The 21,104-nt window shown below is 54.7% G+C and carries 23 protein-coding genes and 2 riboswitches; of the genes, 16 read left to right on the top strand and 7 right to left on the bottom strand.

What is annotated here, in order from left to right:
* Positions 1-60: 60 nt before the first annotated feature.
* A complete protein-coding gene (locus QMO62_RS15160; protein ID WP_284642197.1) occupies positions 61-261 on the top strand; it encodes a hypothetical protein in 201 nt (66 codons plus the stop codon).
* Positions 262-315: 54 nt separating this feature from the next.
* Here QMO62_RS15160 and QMO62_RS15155 read toward each other — a convergent pair whose 3' ends face one another.
* Positions 316-1,011 carry a polysaccharide deacetylase family protein gene (locus tag QMO62_RS15155; RefSeq protein ID WP_284642195.1) on the bottom strand — a complete coding sequence of 232 codons (696 nt, stop codon included), beginning with the start codon at positions 1,009-1,011 and terminating at the stop codon, positions 316-318.
* 128 nt (positions 1,012-1,139) lie between these two features.
* The gene (locus QMO62_RS15150) at positions 1,140-1,961 is read right to left on the bottom strand and encodes a stalk domain-containing protein (protein WP_284642194.1); all 822 of its coding nucleotides are present in this window, start codon (positions 1,959-1,961) and stop codon (positions 1,140-1,142) included.
* Positions 1,962-2,129: riboswitch (cyclic di-AMP (ydaO/yuaA leader) on the bottom strand.
* Positions 2,130-2,277: 148 nt separating this feature from the next.
* Between QMO62_RS15150 and QMO62_RS15145 the strand changes: the two genes are divergently transcribed.
* From QMO62_RS15145 to purD, 14 genes are all read left to right on the top strand, one after another.
* Positions 2,278-2,994 (top strand): DUF6483 family protein, encoded by a 717-nt coding sequence (locus tag QMO62_RS15145; protein ID WP_284642192.1) that lies wholly within the window; start codon positions 2,278-2,280, stop codon positions 2,992-2,994.
* Positions 2,995-3,106: 112 nt separating this feature from the next.
* Positions 3,107-3,209, top strand: a riboswitch (purine riboswitch).
* Positions 3,210-3,352: 143 nt separating this feature from the next.
* Positions 3,353-3,838 (top strand): 5-(carboxyamino)imidazole ribonucleotide mutase, encoded by a 486-nt coding sequence (gene purE / locus QMO62_RS15140; RefSeq protein WP_284642190.1) that lies wholly within the window; start codon positions 3,353-3,355, stop codon positions 3,836-3,838.
* A complete protein-coding gene (gene purK, locus QMO62_RS15135) occupies positions 3,835-5,019 on the top strand; it encodes a 5-(carboxyamino)imidazole ribonucleotide synthase (RefSeq protein WP_284642188.1) in 1,185 nt (394 codons plus the stop codon). The genes purE and purK overlap by 4 nt, the downstream gene beginning before the upstream one ends.
* Positions 5,020-5,044: 25 nt before the next feature.
* Complete coding sequence (gene purB, locus QMO62_RS15130) at positions 5,045-6,340, top strand: adenylosuccinate lyase (RefSeq protein WP_284642186.1); 1,296 nt, start codon at positions 5,045-5,047, stop codon at positions 6,338-6,340.
* Positions 6,341-6,364: 24 nt separating this feature from the next.
* Positions 6,365-7,258, top strand: a complete 894-nt coding sequence (locus QMO62_RS15125; protein ID WP_284642184.1) for a phosphoribosylaminoimidazolesuccinocarboxamide synthase — start codon at positions 6,365-6,367, stop codon at positions 7,256-7,258.
* Between the two features lie 36 nt (positions 7,259-7,294).
* Entirely contained in the window at positions 7,295-7,537 is a 243-nt protein-coding gene (gene purS / locus QMO62_RS15120) for a phosphoribosylformylglycinamidine synthase subunit PurS (protein WP_284642182.1), read from the top strand.
* Positions 7,538-7,564: 27 nt separating this feature from the next.
* Positions 7,565-8,260 carry a phosphoribosylformylglycinamidine synthase subunit PurQ gene (purQ, locus tag QMO62_RS15115; protein ID WP_284642180.1) on the top strand — a complete coding sequence of 232 codons (696 nt, stop codon included), beginning with the start codon at positions 7,565-7,567 and terminating at the stop codon, positions 8,258-8,260.
* Positions 8,238-10,481, top strand: coding sequence for a phosphoribosylformylglycinamidine synthase subunit PurL (purL, locus tag QMO62_RS15110; protein ID WP_284642178.1), 2,244 nt, complete (start codon positions 8,238-8,240; stop codon positions 10,479-10,481). Before purQ ends, purL begins: the two co-directional genes overlap by 23 nt.
* Positions 10,466-11,941: an amidophosphoribosyltransferase gene (gene purF / locus QMO62_RS15105; protein WP_284642176.1), complete on the top strand. Its 1,476-nt coding sequence runs from the start codon at positions 10,466-10,468 to the stop codon at positions 11,939-11,941. The genes purL and purF overlap by 16 nt, the downstream gene beginning before the upstream one ends.
* A 380-nt stretch (positions 11,942-12,321) precedes the next feature.
* Positions 12,322-13,368, top strand: coding sequence for a phosphoribosylformylglycinamidine cyclo-ligase (purM, locus tag QMO62_RS15100; protein WP_284642174.1), 1,047 nt, complete (start codon positions 12,322-12,324; stop codon positions 13,366-13,368).
* Positions 13,365-13,997, top strand: a complete 633-nt coding sequence (purN, locus tag QMO62_RS15095) for a phosphoribosylglycinamide formyltransferase (protein WP_284642172.1) — start codon at positions 13,365-13,367, stop codon at positions 13,995-13,997. The genes purM and purN overlap by 4 nt, the downstream gene beginning before the upstream one ends.
* A complete protein-coding gene (locus QMO62_RS15090; RefSeq protein WP_284642170.1) occupies positions 13,994-15,181 on the top strand; it encodes a phosphoribosylaminoimidazolecarboxamide formyltransferase in 1,188 nt (395 codons plus the stop codon). The genes purN and QMO62_RS15090 overlap by 4 nt, the downstream gene beginning before the upstream one ends.
* Positions 15,182-15,198: 17 nt before the next feature.
* A complete protein-coding gene (locus tag QMO62_RS15085) occupies positions 15,199-15,939 on the top strand; it encodes an IMP cyclohydrolase (protein ID WP_284642166.1) in 741 nt (246 codons plus the stop codon).
* A 14-nt stretch (positions 15,940-15,953) separates the two neighbouring features.
* Positions 15,954-17,213 (top strand): phosphoribosylamine--glycine ligase, encoded by a 1,260-nt coding sequence (gene purD / locus QMO62_RS15080; protein WP_284642164.1) that lies wholly within the window; start codon positions 15,954-15,956, stop codon positions 17,211-17,213.
* 55 nt (positions 17,214-17,268) lie between these two features.
* Here purD and QMO62_RS15075 read toward each other — a convergent pair whose 3' ends face one another.
* The gene (locus QMO62_RS15075; protein ID WP_284642162.1) at positions 17,269-17,400 is read right to left on the bottom strand and encodes a hypothetical protein; all 132 of its coding nucleotides are present in this window, start codon (positions 17,398-17,400) and stop codon (positions 17,269-17,271) included.
* A 500-nt stretch (positions 17,401-17,900) separates the two neighbouring features.
* Between QMO62_RS15075 and QMO62_RS15070 the strand changes: the two genes are divergently transcribed.
* A complete protein-coding gene (locus QMO62_RS15070; protein ID WP_284642160.1) occupies positions 17,901-18,230 on the top strand; it encodes a hypothetical protein in 330 nt (109 codons plus the stop codon).
* 59 nt (positions 18,231-18,289) lie between these two features.
* Here QMO62_RS15070 and QMO62_RS15065 read toward each other — a convergent pair whose 3' ends face one another.
* From QMO62_RS15065 to QMO62_RS15050, 4 genes are read right to left on the bottom strand one after another with little or no spacing between them, the layout of a single operon-like run.
* Complete coding sequence (locus QMO62_RS15065; RefSeq protein WP_284642159.1) at positions 18,290-18,640, bottom strand: hypothetical protein; 351 nt, start codon at positions 18,638-18,640, stop codon at positions 18,290-18,292.
* Positions 18,637-20,043 (bottom strand): hypothetical protein, encoded by a 1,407-nt coding sequence (locus QMO62_RS15060; RefSeq protein ID WP_284642156.1) that lies wholly within the window; start codon positions 20,041-20,043, stop codon positions 18,637-18,639. The genes QMO62_RS15065 and QMO62_RS15060 overlap by 4 nt, the downstream gene beginning before the upstream one ends.
* A 35-nt stretch (positions 20,044-20,078) precedes the next feature.
* Positions 20,079-20,450: a hypothetical protein gene (locus QMO62_RS15055; RefSeq protein WP_284642154.1), complete on the bottom strand. Its 372-nt coding sequence runs from the start codon at positions 20,448-20,450 to the stop codon at positions 20,079-20,081.
* Between the two features lie 24 nt (positions 20,451-20,474).
* Entirely contained in the window at positions 20,475-21,038 is a 564-nt protein-coding gene (locus QMO62_RS15050; RefSeq protein ID WP_284642152.1) for a hypothetical protein, read from the bottom strand.
* Positions 21,039-21,104: the final 66 nt, after the last annotated feature.

Genomic DNA, 21,104 nt, shown 5'->3' with positions numbered 1-21,104 from the left:
GTTCTTCCGCCTTTGAGGGCATACTACTCCTCGAATGTATTCCTACAGGAGGTGTCTCCCATGAGCAACGACGTACAAAACAACCAAGAGAATCCGGAGCTGGCGGATCTCGGGACGCATATGGCGGGTGCGGTGAATTCGTATAAGACGCGCACCACGGATGAGCCGGTGCAAATCAACCCGCCGGAAAATTTGAATCCAGGGCCTTATGACAACCGGGATCAGCGCTTCGATAATAAAGAAAACGGGAAGCCGATCTAACAAGGCTCACTCAGCAAATGCATAAAACCCGAGCCTCCGACGGAGGACTCGGGTTTATTTTTTCGTTCTCGAAATCAGATCGGATACCGTGACAAACTCATAGCCCTGCTGTTTCAGCTCGGGAATAATCCGCTTCAACGCCTCTACGGTTTGGCTGCAATCCCCCTCAAGGTCGTGGAACAAAATAATATCGCCGTTATGCACATTGCCAAGCACCGTTTGTACAATCTTGTCCACACCCGGCTTGCGCCAATCCTGGGTATCCTGGTACCAGGACCACATGACAACCGTGAGCTTGTCCTCCTTCATCGAATGGAGCAGCGTATCGTTGTAGAAGCCTCCCGGCGGCCGAAATACATGTGGCATTTGCTCGGTAATATCGAAGATAACCTCCTGCGTTTGCCGGATCTCATCGACCAGACGTTCGGCAGGGTAGTTTTTGAGAAAATGATGGTCAAAGGTGTGATTGGCAATCTCATGCCCTTCGTTCACTTCCCGGATGGCGATCTTCGGGTACATCTGCACTCTTTTGCCTAAAACAAAGAAGGTGGCCTTCGCTTGATACTGGTTCAAAATATCGAGAATTTGCGGGGTGTAGCGAGGGTTCGGCCCATCATCGAACGTAATGGCTATCAGCTTCTGGTCGGTATCCACCTTCCACACGACCTCACTGTTCGGATTCGCGGAGGAGCTGCCCATGGTTAGTAAAGCAGCAAGCATCAACATTGGTAAACGGCTGAGCTTCTTCATCTAACGTACACCTCCGGATATGAGAGATCTCTTCATTAGAGTGGGGAACAGCCAACCGTTCTATGCAAGCAGCTCCTAAGGCAAAAAAAAGCAGCCTTCTACGAATGCAGAAGACTGCTTTTCTCTCCCTACTTCAGCACATAAATCTTAACCTGTTGAATGCCGAAGTTGTAAGCCTTGCTTTTGCTGACAGGAACGAAGATATCGATCTTGTTGCCTTTCACCGCGCTGCCTACGTCGGTCGCCGTAGCAAACATCCCGTCCTGAGGCAGACCGTCGAACGAGTACCCCTCGATATATACCTTGGATCCAAGCGGAATAACCGAGGGATCAACGGCAATCGTGCCGAGCTGCAGAGGGTTGCCCATGTAGTCGCGGGCGCCCCAGCCATTCTCGGAAGGGGAAGCGGTATAGGCGGTTGCCTTCGCCTCGATCACCTTCTCATACTTGGGTGCATACCACGCAGGAGCGTAATATTTGCCGTCGGTGCCGTAGATGCCGATCCGGTTCGTACCATCCCACTGAGCTATCATGCCAAAGGCATCTGAGATCAATCGGAATGGAACATAAGCACGACCGTCAATAAGTGCCGTATTGTACGTTTGGGAGGAGGCTTGTCCGTTTATAGAAATGGTTGGATTGCCTAAGGTAAAAGAGACGGTCGTTTTCTCGTTGGATAAAGCGATCTGGATCTCCGAGCCGTTCTGGGTCCAAGACGTCTTCAATCCAAGCTGATCGGCAATGATACGTGCCGGAACCTGAAGCTTGTGCTGCTCCGGGTCGATAAACGGCTGTGCGTCCGGGAACGCCACTAGCTTGTCGTTCACCTGCACCTTCACATCATCGTTAGTGAGCGCCGGTGCGGCGTGAGCCGGTGTGCTTGCGAAAACAAGCGGCAGCGCCAAAGCGCATGCCAAAACAAAGCCTTTGGTACGAGAAAAAAGTGACATTGAGTTCCTCCTATTTGCCTCCGAGGTTAGTTGTCGGGTTCGGGAAGAGGTATGCTCCCTAGCTGCGTTCCGTTACGGCTGCCAAGCCGCGCGGCGCAGCATTCACCCCATGGGTAATGCGTCCCCCGTACGTACATGAAAAACTGTATGATTCGGCATTTTTTAAATTTACCACAGGATAAATTCGAGCTCAACTCATAAATTCATCCAAATCCTCCCTCAATTTGGAAGAAGCTTTTCCATGAGCAGGGCGCCAGTGGTACAATAAGGTATATTCGGAAGATAAGCGCGTTTTCTGTCGGAAGAGGGGAAGATTATGTATCAACGGGATTATATATTGCGGCTCATCAAGCAGGCGGCCGAGGCGATCCACAAGGTGATGTTCCTGCGGAAAAACAGGCAGCTAGAGGAAGCGATGGCGCTTCTGAACCAGGCGATGAAGCAGCTTCTGGGCTTGAATTCGGATCTGATAAGGGCGCTGTCGGTAAAGGATTTGCTTCTGCTGCTGTCCAAAACGGGTGAGGTGGATCTCGGGAAAAGTCTGGCGCTCGGGGATATGCTGAAGGCGGAGGCATTACTGCTCGACGATCTCGGAGATATTCAAGGGGCGCGGCAATGCAGGCTTAAGGCAGCCGAGCTGCTGCTGACGGCAAGAATACCTGATGCGTTGGAGGGAGAATGGCGGGACGCTTTTATCGAATTCATTGACGAGTTACTGGTTCCGGTAGAGCGGTCGAGCAAGCCGGAGGGGTTATTGACGCTGCTATTCCCCTATTATAATGAAACCGGCCGATGGGCGAAGGCGGAGGATGCTTTGTTTCATTATATAGAAGCGATTTCTGATGAAGGGAAGGAGGAGCAGCTGCTGGAGCTGTTATACCGCGGAGCGGAGATGGTGCAGTCATGGACAGGACTGTCGGAGCAAGAGCTGTCCGCAGGCGGCTTGTCGTCGGAGGAAGTTAAGGAGCTGCTTAGGGAACTTCAGGAAATGAAACGGAAGGTTTCGGCACGTCTGGAAAATAAGCGTGAATGAACTGTGAAATGCGAACTATTTTTCTTGATAAAATATTGAATGTTCGGTTTTTAATGTTGACATGCGATGTGAATGGCGGTAAACTAAAAAGGCAAAATGCTCCACAATCAGAATGAATATCGTCGAATCATCTCGTATAATGTCGGGAATATGGCCCGATAAGTCTCTACCCGAAAACCTTAAATTTTTGGACTACGAGTAAGCGAAGAAATGGAAAGGTCGGCACGCGATGCACGGCCTTAGCTTGCGCTTAGGGGTACTTCTTGTCGTCCTGCCGGTAGATTGCATAGGCTGCAACTCTATCACCCAGGGCGTTTTTTGTTTTCATAATAGATGAAATTTTAGATGGAGGTTCGTGATGTCTGTTCTTGTTGGTGTCATTATGGGAAGCCAGTCGGATTGGGAGACGATGAAGCACGCGTGTGACGTACTTGATGAGCTCGGCGTGCCTTATGAGAAAAAGGTCGTCTCCGCGCATCGCACGCCGGACCTGATGTTTCAGTACGCGGAATCCGCTATAGAGCGCGGTTTGAAGGTCATTATCGCGGGAGCCGGCGGCGCGGCGCATTTGCCGGGGATGGTTGCTTCGAAGACGATTTTGCCGGTCATCGGCGTTCCGGTGAAGACCTCGACGCTGAGCGGTGTGGATTCACTCTACTCGATCGTGCAGATGCCGGGCGGCATTCCCGTGGCCACGGTAGCCATCGGCCATGCCGGTGCGACCAATGCGGGCCTGCTGGCCGCTCAGATTCTCGGCGCGTTCGATCCAGCGCTGCAGCAGAAGATTGCAGACCGTCGTGAGCGGATCGCTCAGAAGGTCATCGAAAGCAGTGAGCTGTTATGAGTTCCAAGGCTTATGACGCAAGCAAGGTGATAGCGCCGGGCGGAACGATCGGTGTGCTGGGCGGCGGACAGCTGGGGCGCATGCTGGCTCTGGCGGGCCGCGCGATGGGCTATCGATTCGTAACGCTGGACCCGACCCCCGATTCCCCGTGCGGACAAGTGGCGGATCGGCAGATTACGGCCGCCTATCACGATGTGGATGCAGCAAGACAGCTCGCGGACCTCGCGGATGTGATTACTTATGAATTCGAGAATGTGGATGCCGATGTAACGAAGCTGCTGATGAGCGAGTCTTACGTGCCGCAGGGCAGTCAGCTGCTCTACACGACACAGCACCGCTTGCGTGAGAAGCGGGCTATCGAAGCTGCGGGAGTGAAGGTAGCGCCTTACGCAGAGATCGGCAGCGTGGAGGAGCTTCGGGCAGCGGTAGAGCGGTTCGGAACGCCATGCGTGCTGAAGACGGCTACCGGCGGCTACGACGGCAAAGGGCAATGGGTGATCCGGTCGCTGGCCGAGGTGCCGGAAGCGTATGAGACGCTGAGCCGCGCGAAGACGGAGCTGGTGCTGGAGCAGTTCATCCACTTCGACAAGGAAATCTCAGTGATAGCGGCTCGAAGCCCGCGCGGGGAAGTGAAGGCTTTTCCCGTGGCGGAGAACGTGCATGTGAACAACATCCTTCACCTGTCGATCGTGCCGGCAAGGGCAACGGAAGAGGTGCTGGCTGAAGCGGAGCGGATGGCCGTAAGAATTGCGGAGGAGCTGGATGTGATCGGCTTGATCGCAGTGGAGATGTTCCTGACGAAGGACGGAGAGCTTTACGTCAATGAGCTGGCGCCGCGTCCTCACAACTCAGGGCATTACACGATGGAGGCTTGCAAGACGTCGCAGTTCGAACAGCATGTACGTGCGATCTGCAATCTTCCGCTCGGAGATCCGGCTTTACTGACACCGGTAGTGATGGTGAACGTGCTAGGAGAGCATGTGGAGCCGCTGCTGGAGTGGATTGTAAAGCCGGAGTCGGAGACAGCCGTCGAGGGAGTGACCGCAAAGGTACACCTGTACGGGAAGGCGGAAGCGAAGACCGGCCGGAAGATGGGGCATGTGAACCTGCTCACCGATTCGGCGGAGGCGGCGATGCGCTGGATAACGGCTTCTAACATTTGGGAAACTAAAAATAGATAGTACACACACGGAGGAGTAAGAAACCATGATCGAACGGTATACAAGACCCGAGATGGGGCGCATTTGGACGGAGCAGAACAAATTTGACGCCTATTTGGAAGTGGAGCTGCTGGCCTGCGAGGCTTGGTCGGAGCTGGGCGTGATCCCGAAGGAAGACGTAGTGGAGCTGCGCAAGAATGCAAGCTTCAACATCGATCGCATTTATGAGATCGAGCAGGAGACCCGTCACGACGTGATTGCCTTCACTCGTGCGGTATCGGAAACGTGCGGACCGGAGCGCAAATGGGTTCATTACGGCTTGACTTCCACAGACGTGGTTGATACGGCGCTGGGCTACCTTCTGCGTCAGGCGAACGAGATTCTTGAGAAGGATATCGTGAACTTCATCGAGATTCTAAAGAACAAGGCGATTCAATACAAGGATACGGCCATGATGGGACGTACACACGGGGTACATGCCGAGCCTACTACTTTCGGTTTGAAAATGGCGCTTTGGTACGAGGAAATGAAGCGTAATCTGGAGCGGTTCAAGTTTGCGGCGGACGGCGTGCAGTACGGAAAGATTAGCGGCGCCGTAGGTACTTACGCGAACATTGATCCTTTCGTTGAAGAGTATGTGACGAAGAAGCTTGGCACGAAGCCGGCTCCGATCTCGACCCAAACGCTGCAGCGTGACCGTCATGCGGAATATATGGCGACCTTGGCATTGGTGGCTACGTCGCTCGATAAGTTCGCTACGGAAATCCGCGCTCTGCAGAAGAGTGAGTTCCGTGAAGTTGAAGAGCCGTTCGCGAAGGGGCAAAAGGGCTCCTCGGCGATGCCGCACAAGCGCAATCCGATCGGCTGCGAAAGCATCTCCGGTCTGGCCCGCGTGATCCGCGGTCATATGATTTCGGCCTATGAGAACGTGCCATTGTGGCATGAGCGCGATATCTCGCACTCCTCGGTGGAGCGGATCATTTTGCCGGATGCGACGATTCTCCTGAACTACATGCTGAACCGTTTGGGCAACATCATCAAGAACCTGACGGTATTCCCGGAAAATATGAAGCGCAACATGCGTTCTACGTACGACGTACCGTTCTCCGGCCGCGTGATGACGAAGCTGATCGATAAGGGCTGGAGCCGTGAGAAAGCTTACGACACCGTTCAGCCGCGTGCGATGCAGGCGTGGGAGGAGCAGCGCTCGTTCCGCAAGATCGTGGAGGAGTCCGCTGATATCACGAGCGTGCTGAGTGCGGAAGAGATCGACGATGCGTTCAATCCGAGCTGGCATCTGAAGCATGTGGATACGATTTTCAAACGACTGGGCTTAAGCTAAGTCTTGAGGGCGGAGGAGAAACAAGTGAGCGAGCAAACGACGGTAGCGATTTCGAGCGCTGAGCCTTATGTAAAGGCGCCGCTGCTCTACAAAGGCAAGGTTCGTGAGCTGTACGATTTGGGAGAGCATTACCTGATTGCGGTGACGGACCGGATCTCGGCATTCGACTGGGTGCTGAGCCCGGCCGTACCGGATAAGGGCAACGTCCTGAACAGCTTGAGCAAGTTCTGGTTTGAGCAAACGGCCGGCATTCAAGAGAATCATGTAGTGCATGGCGATGTGGATCGTTTAGGTGATGTGATTACGGATCGCGAGATCATGAAGGACCGCTTCATGGTAACGAAGAAAGCGCAGCGGATCGATATCGAATGCGTCGTTCGCGGCTACATTACCGGCGGCGGCTGGAGACAGTATCAGCAGAGCGGCGAGGTCAACGGGCACAAGCTGCCCGCGGGTATGCGCAAGAACGAGCGGTTCCCGGAGCCGATCTTCACGCCGGCGGCGAAGAACGATGTGGGCCATGACGAGGACATCTCGATTGCCCGCATGGAGGAGCTGGTTGGGGCCGAGCTGACCCGCCAGCTGGAGGAGAAGAGCATCCGCTTGTACGAATTCGCCCGTGCTTACTGCGAGGAACGCGGCATTATTTTGGCGGACACGAAGTTTGAGTTCGGACTGATTGACGGCGAGATCATCCTGATCGACGAGATTTTCACGCCGGATTCGTCGCGCTTCTGGGCGAAGGAGAATTACGCGCTGGACATCGAGATCGACTCGATGGACAAGGAGCCGGTTCGGACCTACCTGGCCGGCACGGACTGGGATAAGAACAGCGAGCCGGATCCGCTGCCGCAGCATGTGGTGGATGAGACGTCGCGGCGCTACCGAGACATTTATAACCGATTGGTTTCCAAATAATTTAAACAAGAGATCGAGCCAAGGAGGCTATTTTTCATGTTAAAAGCAACGGTTTACGTAACGATCAAGCAAAATGTATTGGACGTACAAGGGGCGGCGGTATCCGGCGCATTGCACTCCATGGGCTTCGACGAAGTGGGTAAAGTGCGTATCGGTAAGTACCTTGAAGTGGAATTGAATACAACGGATCGTGCCGTTGCCGAAGAGCGCGTGAAGTCGATGTGCGAGAAGCTTCTGGCGAACACCGTTATCGAAGATTATAGATACGAACTAGCGTAAAATCACAATTTTGAGGAGGAGCACGATATGAATTTTGCAGTGTTGGTGTTTCCCGGCTCCAATTGTGATATCGACTGCTACAAGGCGGTAGAAGAAACGATCGGTCAGCCAGTTGATTATGTATGGCATACAGAAACGGATTTGTCCAAATACGATTGCATCCTGGTACCTGGCGGCTTCTCTTACGGTGACTATCTGCGCTGCGGCGCGATTGCGCGTTTTGCTCCGGTGATGAATGCGGTAGTGAAAGCGGCTGAAGAGGGCAAGTACATCCTGGGGATCTGCAACGGGTTCCAAATTCTGCTTGAATCCGGTCTGCTGCCGGGCGCGATGCTTCGCAACAAGTCTCTGAAGTTCCGCTGCCATGCGGCGATGCTGCAGGTGGAGAATACGGCGACTCCTTTTACATCCGAATATAAGCAGGGCGAATTGATCAATATTCCTATCGCACACGGCGAAGGCAACTATTATATCGACGAAGCGGGTCTGGCGGAGCTGAAGGCGGGTAACCAGATCGTGTTCCGTTATGAAGCAGGCAACAATCCGAACGGTTCGGTTGACGATATTGCAGGAATTTGCAACAAGCAAGGCAATGTACTTGGCATGATGCCTCACCCGGAGCGCGCGGTTGCGGAAATTTTGGGCTCGGCGGACGGCAAGCGGATGTTCACATCGATCTTGAGCACTTGGAGGGAAAAGCATGGCGCAGCAGCTATCGGCTAAGGAGCCTACGGCACAGCAAATCGAGGAGCAAAAAATTTACAAGCAGATGGGCGTAACGGATGATGAGTATGCCAAAATCTGCGGATTCCTGGGCCGGAAGCCTAACTATGTAGAGATCGGCGTATTCAGCGTCATGTGGTCCGAGCACTGTTCTTATAAAAATTCGAAGCCTGTTCTGCGCAAGTTTCCTGTAACAGGGCCCCGCGTGCTGATGGGTCCCGGCGAAGGCGCAGGGATCGTGGATATCGGCGACAATCAAGCGGTCGTATTCAAAATCGAATCGCACAACCACCCTTCCGCGATCGAGCCTTACCAAGGCGCCGCGACAGGTGTGGGCGGAATTATCCGCGATATTTTCTCCATGGGTGCGCGTCCTGTGGCTGTGCTGAACAGCTTGCGCTTCGGCCGTCTGGAGAATGAGCGTGTGAAGTATTTATTCGAGCACGTAGTTTCGGGTATTGCCGGCTACGGCAACTGTATCGGGATTCCGACGGTTGGCGGCGAAGTGATGTTCGATGAGAGCTATGAGGGCAATCCGCTGGTTAACGCGATGTGTGTAGGTATTATTGACCATGACAAAATTCAACGCGGTGTGGCCAAAGGGATCGGCAACCCGGTATTCTACGTAGGTCCTCCTACAGGCCGTGACGGAATTCACGGTGCGACGTTTGCGTCGGAGGAGCTGACAGCGGAGTCCGAAGCAAAGCGTCCTGCGGTTCAGGTGGGTGACCCGTTCATGGAGAAGCTTGTACTGGAGTCCTGCTTGGAGCTCATTAATAGCGGTATTGTTGTCGGTATTCAGGATATGGGTGCAGCGGGTCTGACTTGCTCCAGTGCGGAGATGGCTTCCAAGGCCGGTAACGGGATTGAACTGAATCTCGATATGGTTCCACAGCGGGAAGAAGGCATGACACCTTACGAAATGATGCTGTCCGAGTCCCAAGAGCGCATGCTGTTCGTTGTAAAGCCGGAGCATGAAGCGCAGGCGGTTGAAATTTTCGAGCGCTGGGGCTTGATCTGTGCGAAGGTCGGTAAAGTAACGGATGACGGCCGCTTGAAGCTGTATCATAAGGGCGAGCTGGTCGGCGATATGCCGGTAACCGCACTTGTTGACGAGTGCCCAGTATATAACAAGCCTTCGGCGGTGCCAGCTTATTATGAAGCCGGTGCTTCCGTCGATACCACTCGCTACGCGGAAGTGACGGACTTGAACGGTGCTTTGTTGAAAGTGCTGGCATCCCCGACGGTTGCAAGCAAAGAGTGGGTTTACAACCAATATGACTATATGGTTCGTACTTCTACAGCGGTTCGTCCGGGTTCGGATGCTGCGGTAGTTACGGTTCCGGGAACACGTAAGGCGCTGTCGATGTCGACCGACTGTAACGGACGTTATGTTTATTTGGATCCGGAAGTGGGCGGTATGATCGCGGTAGCGGAAGCTGCTCGTAATAACGTATGCTCCGGTGCAGAGCCGCTGGCGATTACAGATAACCTGAACTTCGGTTCGCCGGAGAAGCCGGAAATTTTCTGGCAGCTGGAAAAAGCGGTTGACGGAATGGCGGAAGCTTGCCGCCAGCTGAGCACGCCGGTCATCGGCGGTAATGTGAGCTTGTACAACGAGAACGCAAAAGGTGCGATTTACCCGACGCCGGTTGTCGGTATGGTCGGTCTCGTTCACGATGTGGATCACATCACGACGCAAGCTTTCAAGCGCGAAGGCGATGTGGTATTCCTGCTGGGTGAGACTCGTGCGGAGCTGGGCGGTTCCGAGTTCCAGTATGTTGTACATGGCGTGACCGAAGGTCGTCCTCCTGCGATTGATCTTGCGGTGGAGAAGAAGCTTCAGGACGGTTTGCTCGCTGCGATTCAAGCGGGTCTGGTTGCTTCGGCGCATGACCTGGCCGAAGGCGGCTTGGCGGTAGCGTTGGCTGAGAGCTGCATCAGCGGTCGTTTGGGCGCCGATGTGAATTTCGCGAGTGAGCTGCGCAGCGACATTGCGCTGTTCAGCGAAAGCCAATCCCGTGTTCTCGTAAGTGCTTCCGCTGATCAAGCGGAGGAGCTGGCTGCTTTCTTGAGCGGTCGCGGTATTCCTGTGCAGAAGCTGGGCGTAGTCGGCGGCTCCGACCTGCGCGTAAGTGTGAATGGGTCCCCTGTTGTAGAAGCATCGGTAGCACAATTAGAAAAGGTCTGGAAGGATGCGATTCCATGTCTGATGCACTAAAGCTTTGGACGGGGCGATTCTATAACGAAGGAATTAACAGTCATGACGGGCTGTTCGATAAATTGCGGGAGGAGTGCGGCGTATTCGGGGTGTTCGGTCATCCTGAGGCCGCCTCGCTTTCCTATTACGGTCTGCATGCCTTACAGCATCGCGGACAAGAAAGCGCCGGAATCTGTGTGGCGGATGGGGAGAAGTTCAACTACCACCGTAACATGGGATTGGTGAAGGAAGTTTTTACGAATGATGTGCTTGCAGAATTGGTCGGCAGCAATGCGATCGGCCATGTGCGCTACTCCACCTCGGGTGAGAGCAAGCTGGCGAATGCACAGCCGTTGGTGTTCAAATACCGCGAAGGTGATCTAGCAATCGCTACGAACGGGAACCTGCACAATGCCCCGGAGATCAAAAAGCGGCTTGAGCGCTCGGGCTCGATCTTCCAAACGACAAGCGATACCGAGGTTGTGGCTCACTTGATCGCCCGCTCAAAGCACGATGATATCGTGCTGGCGGTGAAGGAAGCGCTGCTGCAGGTCGAGGGCGCGTATGCTTTCCTGTTCCAGACAAAGGATAAGCTGATCGTGGCGCGGGATCCGCATGGGCTTCGTCCTTTTGTGGCAGGCCGTTTGGGTAATGCTTGGCTGTTCGCCTCCGAGACATGCGCGTTCGATGCAGTGGGCGGTACGTACTACCGTGACATTGCGCCAGGCGAGCTGCTTGTGCTGGATATGAAAAGCGGCGTTGTCGAGGATCGGTTCTCGCCGATGAAGCAGCGTGCGATCTGTGCGATGGAATATATTTATTTTGCTCGTCCGGATAGCGATATCGACGAGATCAATATCCATTCCGCCCGAAAGCGGATGGGTAAGCAGCTGGCGCTGGAAGCGTTCGTGGATGCGGATGTAGTTACCGGTGTACCGGATTCCTCGATTTCGGCGGCGATCGGCTTTGCCGAGCAGACGGGCATTCCGTACGAGCTGGGGCTGATCAAGAACCGCTACACGGGCCGGACATTCATTCAGCCTTCGCAAGAGCTGCGCGAGCAGGGGGTAAAAATGAAGCTGTCGGCCGTACGGAGTATTGTAGCCGGTAAGCGGGTTGTGATGATCGACGATTCGATCGTGCGCGGCACGACTTCCTTGCGGATCGTGAACCTGCTTCGCGAAGCGGGAGCAACCGAAGTGCACGTGCGCATCAGCTCGCCGCCGTTCGCGAACCCATGCTTCTACGGCATCGATACGCCGGACCGCAAGGAGCTGATCGCGGCGACGAAGTCGGTGGAGGAGATCCGTAAGGCGATCAACGCCGACTCGCTGCACTTCCTGACGAAGGACGGCCTGCTGGCCGCCATCGGCCGCCCGAACGCGGAGATCAATCGCGGCCACTGCACCGCCTGCTTCGACAACCAGTATCCGACGCAGGTACCGGACGGAGCTGCCGCTTCCTGCGGCGGGTGCGATTGAGGCAGCGGCGTGGAATAGCGTTCCTGAGTTCCGTTAATGCGATGCATGGTGCGTGTGGAGCAGGCAATAGCGTCCAACAGTGCTGCTATTGCACACATTGCACTTGGAGTAACCTATACCACCGATAACGACGCAAGGGAGTTATCGGACCCAATTACAATAACCGCCTTGTTTTTCGGGCGTGGATTTTATTCAGTGGAGTGCCGATAGGCGAAGGGGCGTGTGTTGCCTGGAGAGTTTACGTGCCTCCTTTGATCAGGAGTTCTTACCGCAAGGTAAGTTAGTTTGAGAACTCCTGATCAAGAGAGGCCGCAAGGCAACAGCACGAACCCGTAGACGGTCAAGGCAAGCACTTAAAAAATACGGGAGTGAAAAACCTAATGTCCGATGCATATAAACAGGCCGGAGTCGATATCGCGGCCGGCAATGAAGCGGTAGAGCGGATGAAGAAGCACGTCAAAACGACGTTCCGTCCGGAGGTTCTGACGGATCTGGGCGGCTTCGGCGCCTTGTTCGGCCTGAACAAGGACAAATACGAGGAGCCCGTGCTGGTTTCCGGCACCGACGGCGTAGGCACGAAGTTGAAGATCGCGTTCGCGATGGATAAGCACGATACGATCGGAGTAGACGCCGTAGCTATGTGCGTGAACGACATCGTGGTGCAGGGTGCGGAGCCGCTCTTTTTCCTCGACTACCTTGCTTGCGACAAGGTTATTCCTGAGAAAATCGAAGCGATCATCAAAGGCATCAGCGACGGCTGCGTGCAAGGCGGCTGTGCCCTGATCGGCGGCGAAACCGCGGAAATGCCGGGTATGTACAGCGAAGGCGAGTACGATATTGCCGGCTTTACCGTAGGTATCGTCGATAAGAAGAAAATCATCGACGGCTCCACTATCAAGCCCGGCGACGTAGTTCTCGGTCTCGCTTCCAGCGGTGTACACAGCAACGGCTTCTCCCTCGTACGGAAGCTGCTCCTTGAGCAGAAGGGTTACAGCCTGCATGACACAGTAGCAGCACTTGATAACCAACGTCTGGGCGATGTGCTGCTGGCACCAACCAAAATCTATGTTAAACCAATCCTTAACGCGCTTCAGCAAGGCCTGCAAATTAAAGGAATGGCTCACATCACCGGCGGCGGCTTCCTGGAAAACATTCCACGCTGCTTGCCTGACAACGTGAACGTGGAGGTCGACTACGGCTCCTGGCCGATCCTGCCGATCTTCAAGCTCATGCAGGAAGAAGGCGGCATCAGCAACAACGATATGTTCCGCACGTTCAACATGGGGATCGGGATGGTCGTCATCGTGCCGGAGGAGCAAGCGGATGAAGCGAAGCGCCTTTTTGCAGAGCAGGGTGAAACTGCCTATACACTGGGCCGTGTAACCGCAGGGGAACGGATCGTTACCTTCCAAGGGGCGGTCGTATGACCAAGCCGTTAAGCATCGCGGTGTTTGCTTCCGGAAGCGGAAGCAATTTTCAAGCGATTGTGGACGCGGTGAACGCCGGCAAGCTCGATGCACGCATCGAGCTTTTGGTTTGTGATAAGCCTGCCGCGCCTGTCGTAGAACGTGCCAAAGCAGCAGGGATCCCCGCCTTCACCTTTAAGCCGAAGGAATATCCCTCCAGGGAGGCCTATGAAGCCGAAATCCTCAAGCAGCTGCAAGACAAGCAAGTCGAGCTTGTGGTGCTGGCCGGTTACATGCGCATCCTAACAGATGTGATGGTTCAGGGGTATTGGGGGCGGATGATCAATATCCATCCCTCGCTGCTGCCGTCCTTCCCGGGTCTTCACGCGGTACGTCAGGCACTGGAGCACGGCGTGAGGATTACCGGGATTACGGTGCATTACGTGGACGGGGGACTCGACAGCGGTCCGATAATCGACCAGAGGGCACTTACGATCCTGCCGGATGATACGGAAGACACGTTAACGCAGCGAATTCACCGCATGGAGCATGAGCTGTATCCGCAGGTCATTCAAGGCATTGCCGACGGTACGTATCGTTATCATGAGAATAGAGTACAAATACAGACTAAGGATGGGATTGCAAAATGAGTCAAACGACCAGCCAGACCAATGTCATTAATTTGCGCTATGGGATGAACCCGCATCAGAAGCAAGCGCAGCTGCGCAGCGACGGCCCTTTGCCAATCAAGGTAGTCAACGGTGACCCCGGCTTCATCAACCTGCTCGATGCCCTGAACGGCTTCCAGCTGGCCCGCGAGCTGAGACGCGCTACCGGACTTCCGGCTGCCGCCTCCTTCAAGCACGTGAGCCCGGCGGGAGCGGCTGTAGCGGCGCCGCTAACACTGGAGCTGGCCAAGGCTTATTTCGTCGAAGGCCTCGAGCTCTCGCCGCTGGCCACAGCTTATGCCCGTGCCCGCGGTGCGGACCGCATGTCCTCCTTCGGCGACGCGGCAGCGCTCAGCGATATCGTGGACGCTTCTACAGCACAGCTGCTGAAGCGGGAGGTATCCGACCTGGTCGTAGCTCCCGGTTACACGGATGAGGCTCTGGAAATTCTCAAGGCGAAGAAAAACGGCGGCTATTTGATTCTGCAAATCGACCCGGATTACGTACCGGACCCGATTGAGATCCGTAACCTGTTCGGTCTGACGCTGCAGCAGGAGCGCAACGATGCGGTCATCGACGAATCCTCTCTGGGGAAAATCGTTACCGAGAACAAGGATCTGCCGGAAAGCGCAAAGCGCGACATGCTGATCGCTCTCGTGACGCTTAAATATACGCAATCGAACTCTATCTGTTATACGCTGGACGGCCAAACGATCGGGATCGGCGCAGGCCAGCAGTCTCGTATTCATTGTACGCGCCTTGCCGGCGATAAAGCGGACCGCTGGTTCCTTCGTCAGCACCCGACGGCGCTGAACATGCCTTTCCGTCCGGGCCTCAGCCGTGCGGAGCAGAACAATGCCATTGACCTCTGGCTTGAGGATGAGCTGACGCCTGTAGAGCAAGCGGCTTGGGAGCAGTGCTTTACCGAGGTGCCGAAGAAGCTGTCCCGTGAAGAAAAGCGTGAATGGCTGAGCAAGCTGCAGGGCGTATCCTACGGCTCGGATGCGTTCCTTCCGTTCCGCGATAATCTTGACCGTGCAAGCCGCAGCGGCGTGAAATACGTCGTGCAAGCAGGCAGCTCGATGCGCGACGAAGAAGTGGTACAAGCCGCCAACGATTACGGTATGGTGATGTGCTACTCCGGCGTACGCCTGTTCCACCACTAAGAGGAGGTCGATTCGAAGTGACTACGACGACAACGGCAAGAGCCGCGCAAGCGGAGCAATATGTACAAAGCCTGAGCGCCAACGTGTATCCCGGCCGCGGCATCGTGATCGGTTTGACACCCGACGGCACCCGTCTGATTCAGGTGTACTGGATTATGGGCCGCAGCGAAAACAGCCGTAACCGTGTGTTCATCCAAGAGGACAATGGCTTTGTTCGCACCGAAGCAAAGGATCCTGCGAAGCTGACGGACCCTTCCTTGATTATCTACTATCCGGCCAAGCATTTGGGCGGAGCGCATATCATTACGAACGGCGACCAAACCGATACGATCCATGAAGCTCTGCAGAAGGGCGGCACATTCGAAGCGGCTTTGAGCACCAGAACGTACGAACCGGATGCTCCGAACTTCACTCCGCGGATTAGCGGCATCATCGACTTGGCTGACAGCCAGTTCGCGTACAAGCTGTCCATCCTGAAGTCGGCGGGCAACACGGAAGACCAAACGCTGCGTCACACCTATACGTATGAAAAAGCGATCGCTGGCTTCGGCCACTGCATCCATACCTATGAGGGGGATGGCAATCCACTGCCTTCGTTCAAGGGAGAACCGCAGCTGGTTCCGCTCGGCGACAGCCTGGAGGAAATTTCGAATACGTACTGGAATGCGTTAAATGACGAGAACCGCATTTCTCTGCTTGTCAAATCGATCAATGTAGAATCAGGAGCTACGGAGCTGCTGGTTCGAAATAAAGACTAAGGAGGACCTGAAAAGTGCGGATACTAGTTGTCGGCCGAGGAGGCCGTGAGCATGCGATTTGCTGGGCGCTCCGCAAGAGCCCTAAGATTCAGGAACTCTACTGTGCTCCGGGGAACGGCGGGATTGCAGGTCTCGCGGAATGCGTAGCCATTAATGAGAATCAGTTCGACGAGCTGGCCAGCTTCGCTATCGATCATAATATCGATCTGGTAGTTATCGGTCCGGACGATCCGTTGTCGGAAGGCATTGTCGACCATCTGGAAGCAAAGAACCTGACCGTGTACGGCCCCCGCAAAAATGCGGCGATCATTGAAGGCAGTAAGGTGTTTACGAAGGACCTGCTGAAAAAATACAACATTCCTACCGCTGCGTACGAATCTTTCGAGCGGTATGAGGATGCGTTAGCGTATTTGCACAAGCAGCAAATTCCTATCGTTATCAAAGCCGACGGCCTGGCTGCAGGGAAAGGCGTTGTCGTAGCGCAATCGATGGAAGAGGCGGAGAAAGCGCTGCAGGACATCATGGTGAACAAGGTGTTCGGGGAGTCCGGGAATCAGGTCGTGATCGAGGAGTTTTTGACCGGACAAGAAATGTCGATTCTTTCGTTCGTGGACGGCGATGTAGTGAAGCCGATGGTGCCTGCCCAGGACCACAAGCAGGTGTTTGACAACGACAAAGGGCCGAATACCGGCGGTATGGGAACCTACACTCCGCTGCCGCACATTCCGCAATCCGTCATAGACGAAGCCATTGAAACGATCATTAAGCCGACTGCGGCTGCTATGGTGAGCGAAGGACGTCCGTTCCGCGGTGTTCTCTTCGCAGGACTCATGATCACGCCGAACGGACCGAAGACGATTGAATTTAACGCCCGCTTCGGTGATCCGGAGACCCAGGTCGTATTGCCAAGATTAAAGACCGATCTGCTGGATATTTTCCTGGCTACGGTCAACGGACGACTCGACCAAATGGAAATCGAGTGGAGCGATGAAGCGGCGGTTTGTGTTGTTCTCGCTTCGGGCGGATACCCGGCGTCCTATCCGAAGGGTCTTCCGATCGAAGGCTTGGATGAGGTGCAGGAATCACTCGTATTCCACGCGGGAACCGCTGTGAAGGACGGACAAATCGTAACAAACGGAGGCCGGGTTATCGGGGTAACGGCACTTGGCAAGGATATTGCCGAGGCGCGGAATAAAGCTTACGCCGATGCAGACCGCATTCGATTCGAGGGCAAGCATTACCGTACGGATATTGCCAAGAAAGCACTTGTATAAAAAGAGCCGGGAACATGCGATTCAGCAGGGTTCCCGGCTCTTCTATTTATCCTGATCATTTACGCCCGCTGCCCTTTATCACGATTTTATCCCAATTCCGGTGTACGAGCATGGCGGCTCCTATGACGCCCAGTATAATAACAAGAGAAAGCCAATATTCATGAAAATAATAGGCGAACGGCTGCATGAGTATCCCCTCCATGGCTGATTTTCGATTATTCCTAGAATACCCAAGCGGTAGAACGATTACACGAAAGAGGGAAGGAGAATAAAATAATCGCATTTCAACCATAATACAAAAACGGCGGATAGCCGCTTGCATCGACTAAACCGCCGTTCTATTGTCAAACGATGGGCGCAGGATGATAGTGTATGTTGCTTTTGTGCAGTACCGCTGGCGTACCATCCACATGGAACTGTCTTCAGGAAACCCTAGTTTCGACCCCGAAAACAGTGCGAAATCCTCCTTCGTCAGTCGAAATACATGTTCCCTGAGAAGCTGCCATGTGGGTGGACGTCGGTGCCGCGCTCTCTCGAACCTGCTTTATTATGTCACCGCATGCGTAAAGTATGCGGATGTTTTCGTGGGAAATTTTTTACTTATAGTGAATAATCCTCAAGCGACTGTGCAACGATAGTATGGGCATGTAATTCCCGACCAATCGATGTTCTAGGAGGATTTCGCAAATGCATAACGTAACCGCACAAATCCAGCAATGCCAGCAAATCATTCAACAGCTGATCCGTCAAACGGAGCAATCCAATCAAGTGTACCAGCAAATGCTGCAGCAGGAAGCTCAAAACGCACAAGAGCTCGAAAGGTTGGCTCAGCGTGAGCGTCAAGCGGTTCAAGTAATCCAGCAAGCGCTGCAAGGGCACCATATCGCGATCCAAAACATGCAGCAATGCGCTCAAATCACGGCTCAGCTGGAGCAAACGGTAGCGCAAATGAGCAATATCGCCATGCAGCAGGCACAGCAGTTCACAGCACAGCAAAACCGCAGCTACTTCCAATAAGGGCTGCGTTTAAAAACACCGGCACCCTCACTTAAAAGAGGATGCCGGTGTTTTTTCGCTTACCATGAAAAGTCACCTTGCGTTCCGTCTCCCATATCGGCCACGTGAATGTGCAGCCGGCGAAGGTGGAGCAGACCCGGCTTAAACGGCTTTCCATGAAGATCGACAAAGCGGCTGAGCGGCAAGCTTGAGCCTCCCCGGGGTACGACATCCACCGTGTGGGAATACTCTCCGTTGATCGTAAGGGTCACCTGCTTCCAAACGACGGGGTCTCCATTCCGCACGATGAGATGTTCCTTGGTTACGGCGATATCAGCCAACAGAGGCTGTGAGTCGCTTGGTACGGAAGCATCTCCGCAGCCTGCTAGGAATCCGAACAGAAGGATGATGAACCAACCGAGCCGCTTCATGGTTGAACGCCTCCTTTATATTGTACGGTAAGGACGGCATCGAAGAGAAGGTTCGGCGCTTTCGGATGGCTGCGGTGCACCTCGACGGTAAGGACATTGCGACCGGAGCGCAGCTTATCCAATCGGGACGTAAGATTGAACGCTTTATAAAGCACCGCTTCGTTCGGTTCGGCCAGCTTCTGAGGGGTCAGGAGCCCTGTGGACAGGGAGCTTCGAGCCAGCTCCTCCCCGTTCAAATAAGCAGCGAACCCATCCTCGTAGCTAATCAGAAGGGACATGGCGGCAAGCTCCTCCGGCTTTCCCGTAAACTCGAAGGATTTGCGGAAATAGTAGGCGGGTGACTCGGCAGACAAGGGGAGCTTCGTGCGAAGCTGCCGCCCCGGCAGCGGCTCCCGATGCTGTCCGAAGGGCGCCTCTGCTTGCTTCCACCCGGCATCGGGAAAGTCCGGGCTTCGCCAATCCCATGCAGGCACGTTCGCATGTCCAGTGGAGGGATGCTCTCCATGCATATCGAAGCCCTTCGGGATGAAGACAGGAAGGTCCTCTCCTCCGGCCCGGTAGAACCACAAGGACTGCTGAGGGATTAGGGTTACGGGCGGAAGGGCCGTCAGCTCTCGTTTACCATAGGCTGAACTGTCCAGAACGACATACCCGAGGTCCGCTCCTTTTCGCGAAACGGCCTTCACTCGCAGCTGCCCGCTAGTCCCCTCCAACAGCAGCTGCACCGCTTCAGGAAACTGTTTCGCAGGGGTCCACCTCTTCCATTCCACTGCAGAAGGTACGCTCATGATTCCTTCGGTCTCCTGCATCAGTGAGCTCCGCCTTATATAAACGTCACTGCCTGCGAGCACAGCATCAATAGCCGATGCATTCAAACGGTCCCACAGGAAGGCCTCCTCGGGCAGCTGATCCACCACCAACAGGTTCATGGCTTTGCCGGGAGACAGCGAAGCATCACGTGCCCAGTTCCATTGAGCTGCCGCACTTGAAGCTTCCGCCATACGCGAAGCGTTCAGCAGGAGCAAGCGGACGCTCGCGTATTCGACGGCATACACGGTTTTACCGAAGCCGGGCAGAGCTTCCGCAGGCAGGCTCGGGTAGGCTTCGGCGAATGCCTGAGCCGTTACGCTGCCGTCATACACCGGCAATAATGTGGGAACCGGTCCGAGCTGCTCGGAGACGGCACGGAGAGGCGCGATCGTAAGGGTACCGTCAGGCTGGCCTGCCGATACCTGCTCCGCGCCTCGCAAGCCGTAATAAACGGCGCGAAAGGCAGCCGGCTCCGATGATTCAGCCTGCATTAGACCTTGCAGCGGAATCCGTGACCACCAGAGGGAGCTTAGCATAATGCCGAAGCCGGTCAGAACCGTTAGGAGCAGCAGATAAGGGGGACGCTTAGCCATGGCCGGCACAAGACTCCTTTCAATCGATTCATTGGTTAAGGCAAGGTCGGTGTCCAGCCGAAGACAGCATGATAGACCGGAGGCCAATAACCGACGAGAAGCAGGACGAACCCTATCATGAAGATGTAAAAATGCGGCTTAAGAGTGCAGGATCGCTTATGAAGCAGCACATGCAGGAAGATCCAGCTAAGCATCCAGCTGAGGAGCCCGACGGTTTCTTTGCCGGCATAGGCGCCGATTCCCCACCAGCCCGGGATCCAGGAGCCGAGCTTAAGCAGCTGCTGCGGGGCCCGAAACGGCTCGGCGAGCGTCCAAAGATGACTTGCCAGCATAAGCGCCAGCCCGAAGAGCAAAGCGTACATGGCGGCAACGGCCTCTCCCGTCGCCGGGCTTTGTTTTTCACTCATGATTATCCCGTTCCCCTCTAGAAATTACACCATAATCAGCTTCGTTATGCCTAATCCGAACACCAACCCAATCAGCAAACAAATCCACAGCAGGGTAACCAGCAAAGCTATGACGGAAGCGATCCCCGGATGCGATTCAGCCGCCGTCTTATAACGTCGCAGCAGCCAGGCCGCGGCGATGCTAAGCGGGAGCGGGAACAGCGAGACGAACTCCTTATACTCCATGGCGATCATATGACCTGCGGGTTCATGATACATCAGCCATTGCTGCCCTCCGTCCGGCTGACGGTAGCCAATGTACAGCCAGTTGCCAAGAATAATAGTTAACAACACCAATACGCTGGTGGCCCAAAGAAGCAGCTCCAGTCTGGCGGCGGAGCCTTCTTTGCCGCGCAGCAATGGATACGTCCGATGCATTGCCTGGCAGCCGAGCAGCACCGTGATCGTCGCCCCCAGCCCATGCAGAACGGAAGCCCAAGGATGAAAAGTGGCCCCAAAGATATTGAACACGGGTATAAGCAGAAAAAGAACGACGGCAACGGCAGCCTGGGTAACCGCCCAATCGCGAAGGTTCAAATAAGGTTTCATGCGATGAAACGCCTCATTTTATAAAAAGAGTGTGATTCTATCCTCATCTTACCTCCTGGACGCAGG

The sequence above is a fragment of the Paenibacillus silviterrae genome, assembly GCF_030167925.1.
GTDB classification, from domain to species: Bacteria; Bacillota; Bacilli; order Paenibacillales; family NBRC-103111; genus Paenibacillus_G; species Paenibacillus_G silviterrae.
Note: the sequence above shows the minus strand (reverse complement) of the source record. Positions and strands in the feature narration are given on the sequence as shown.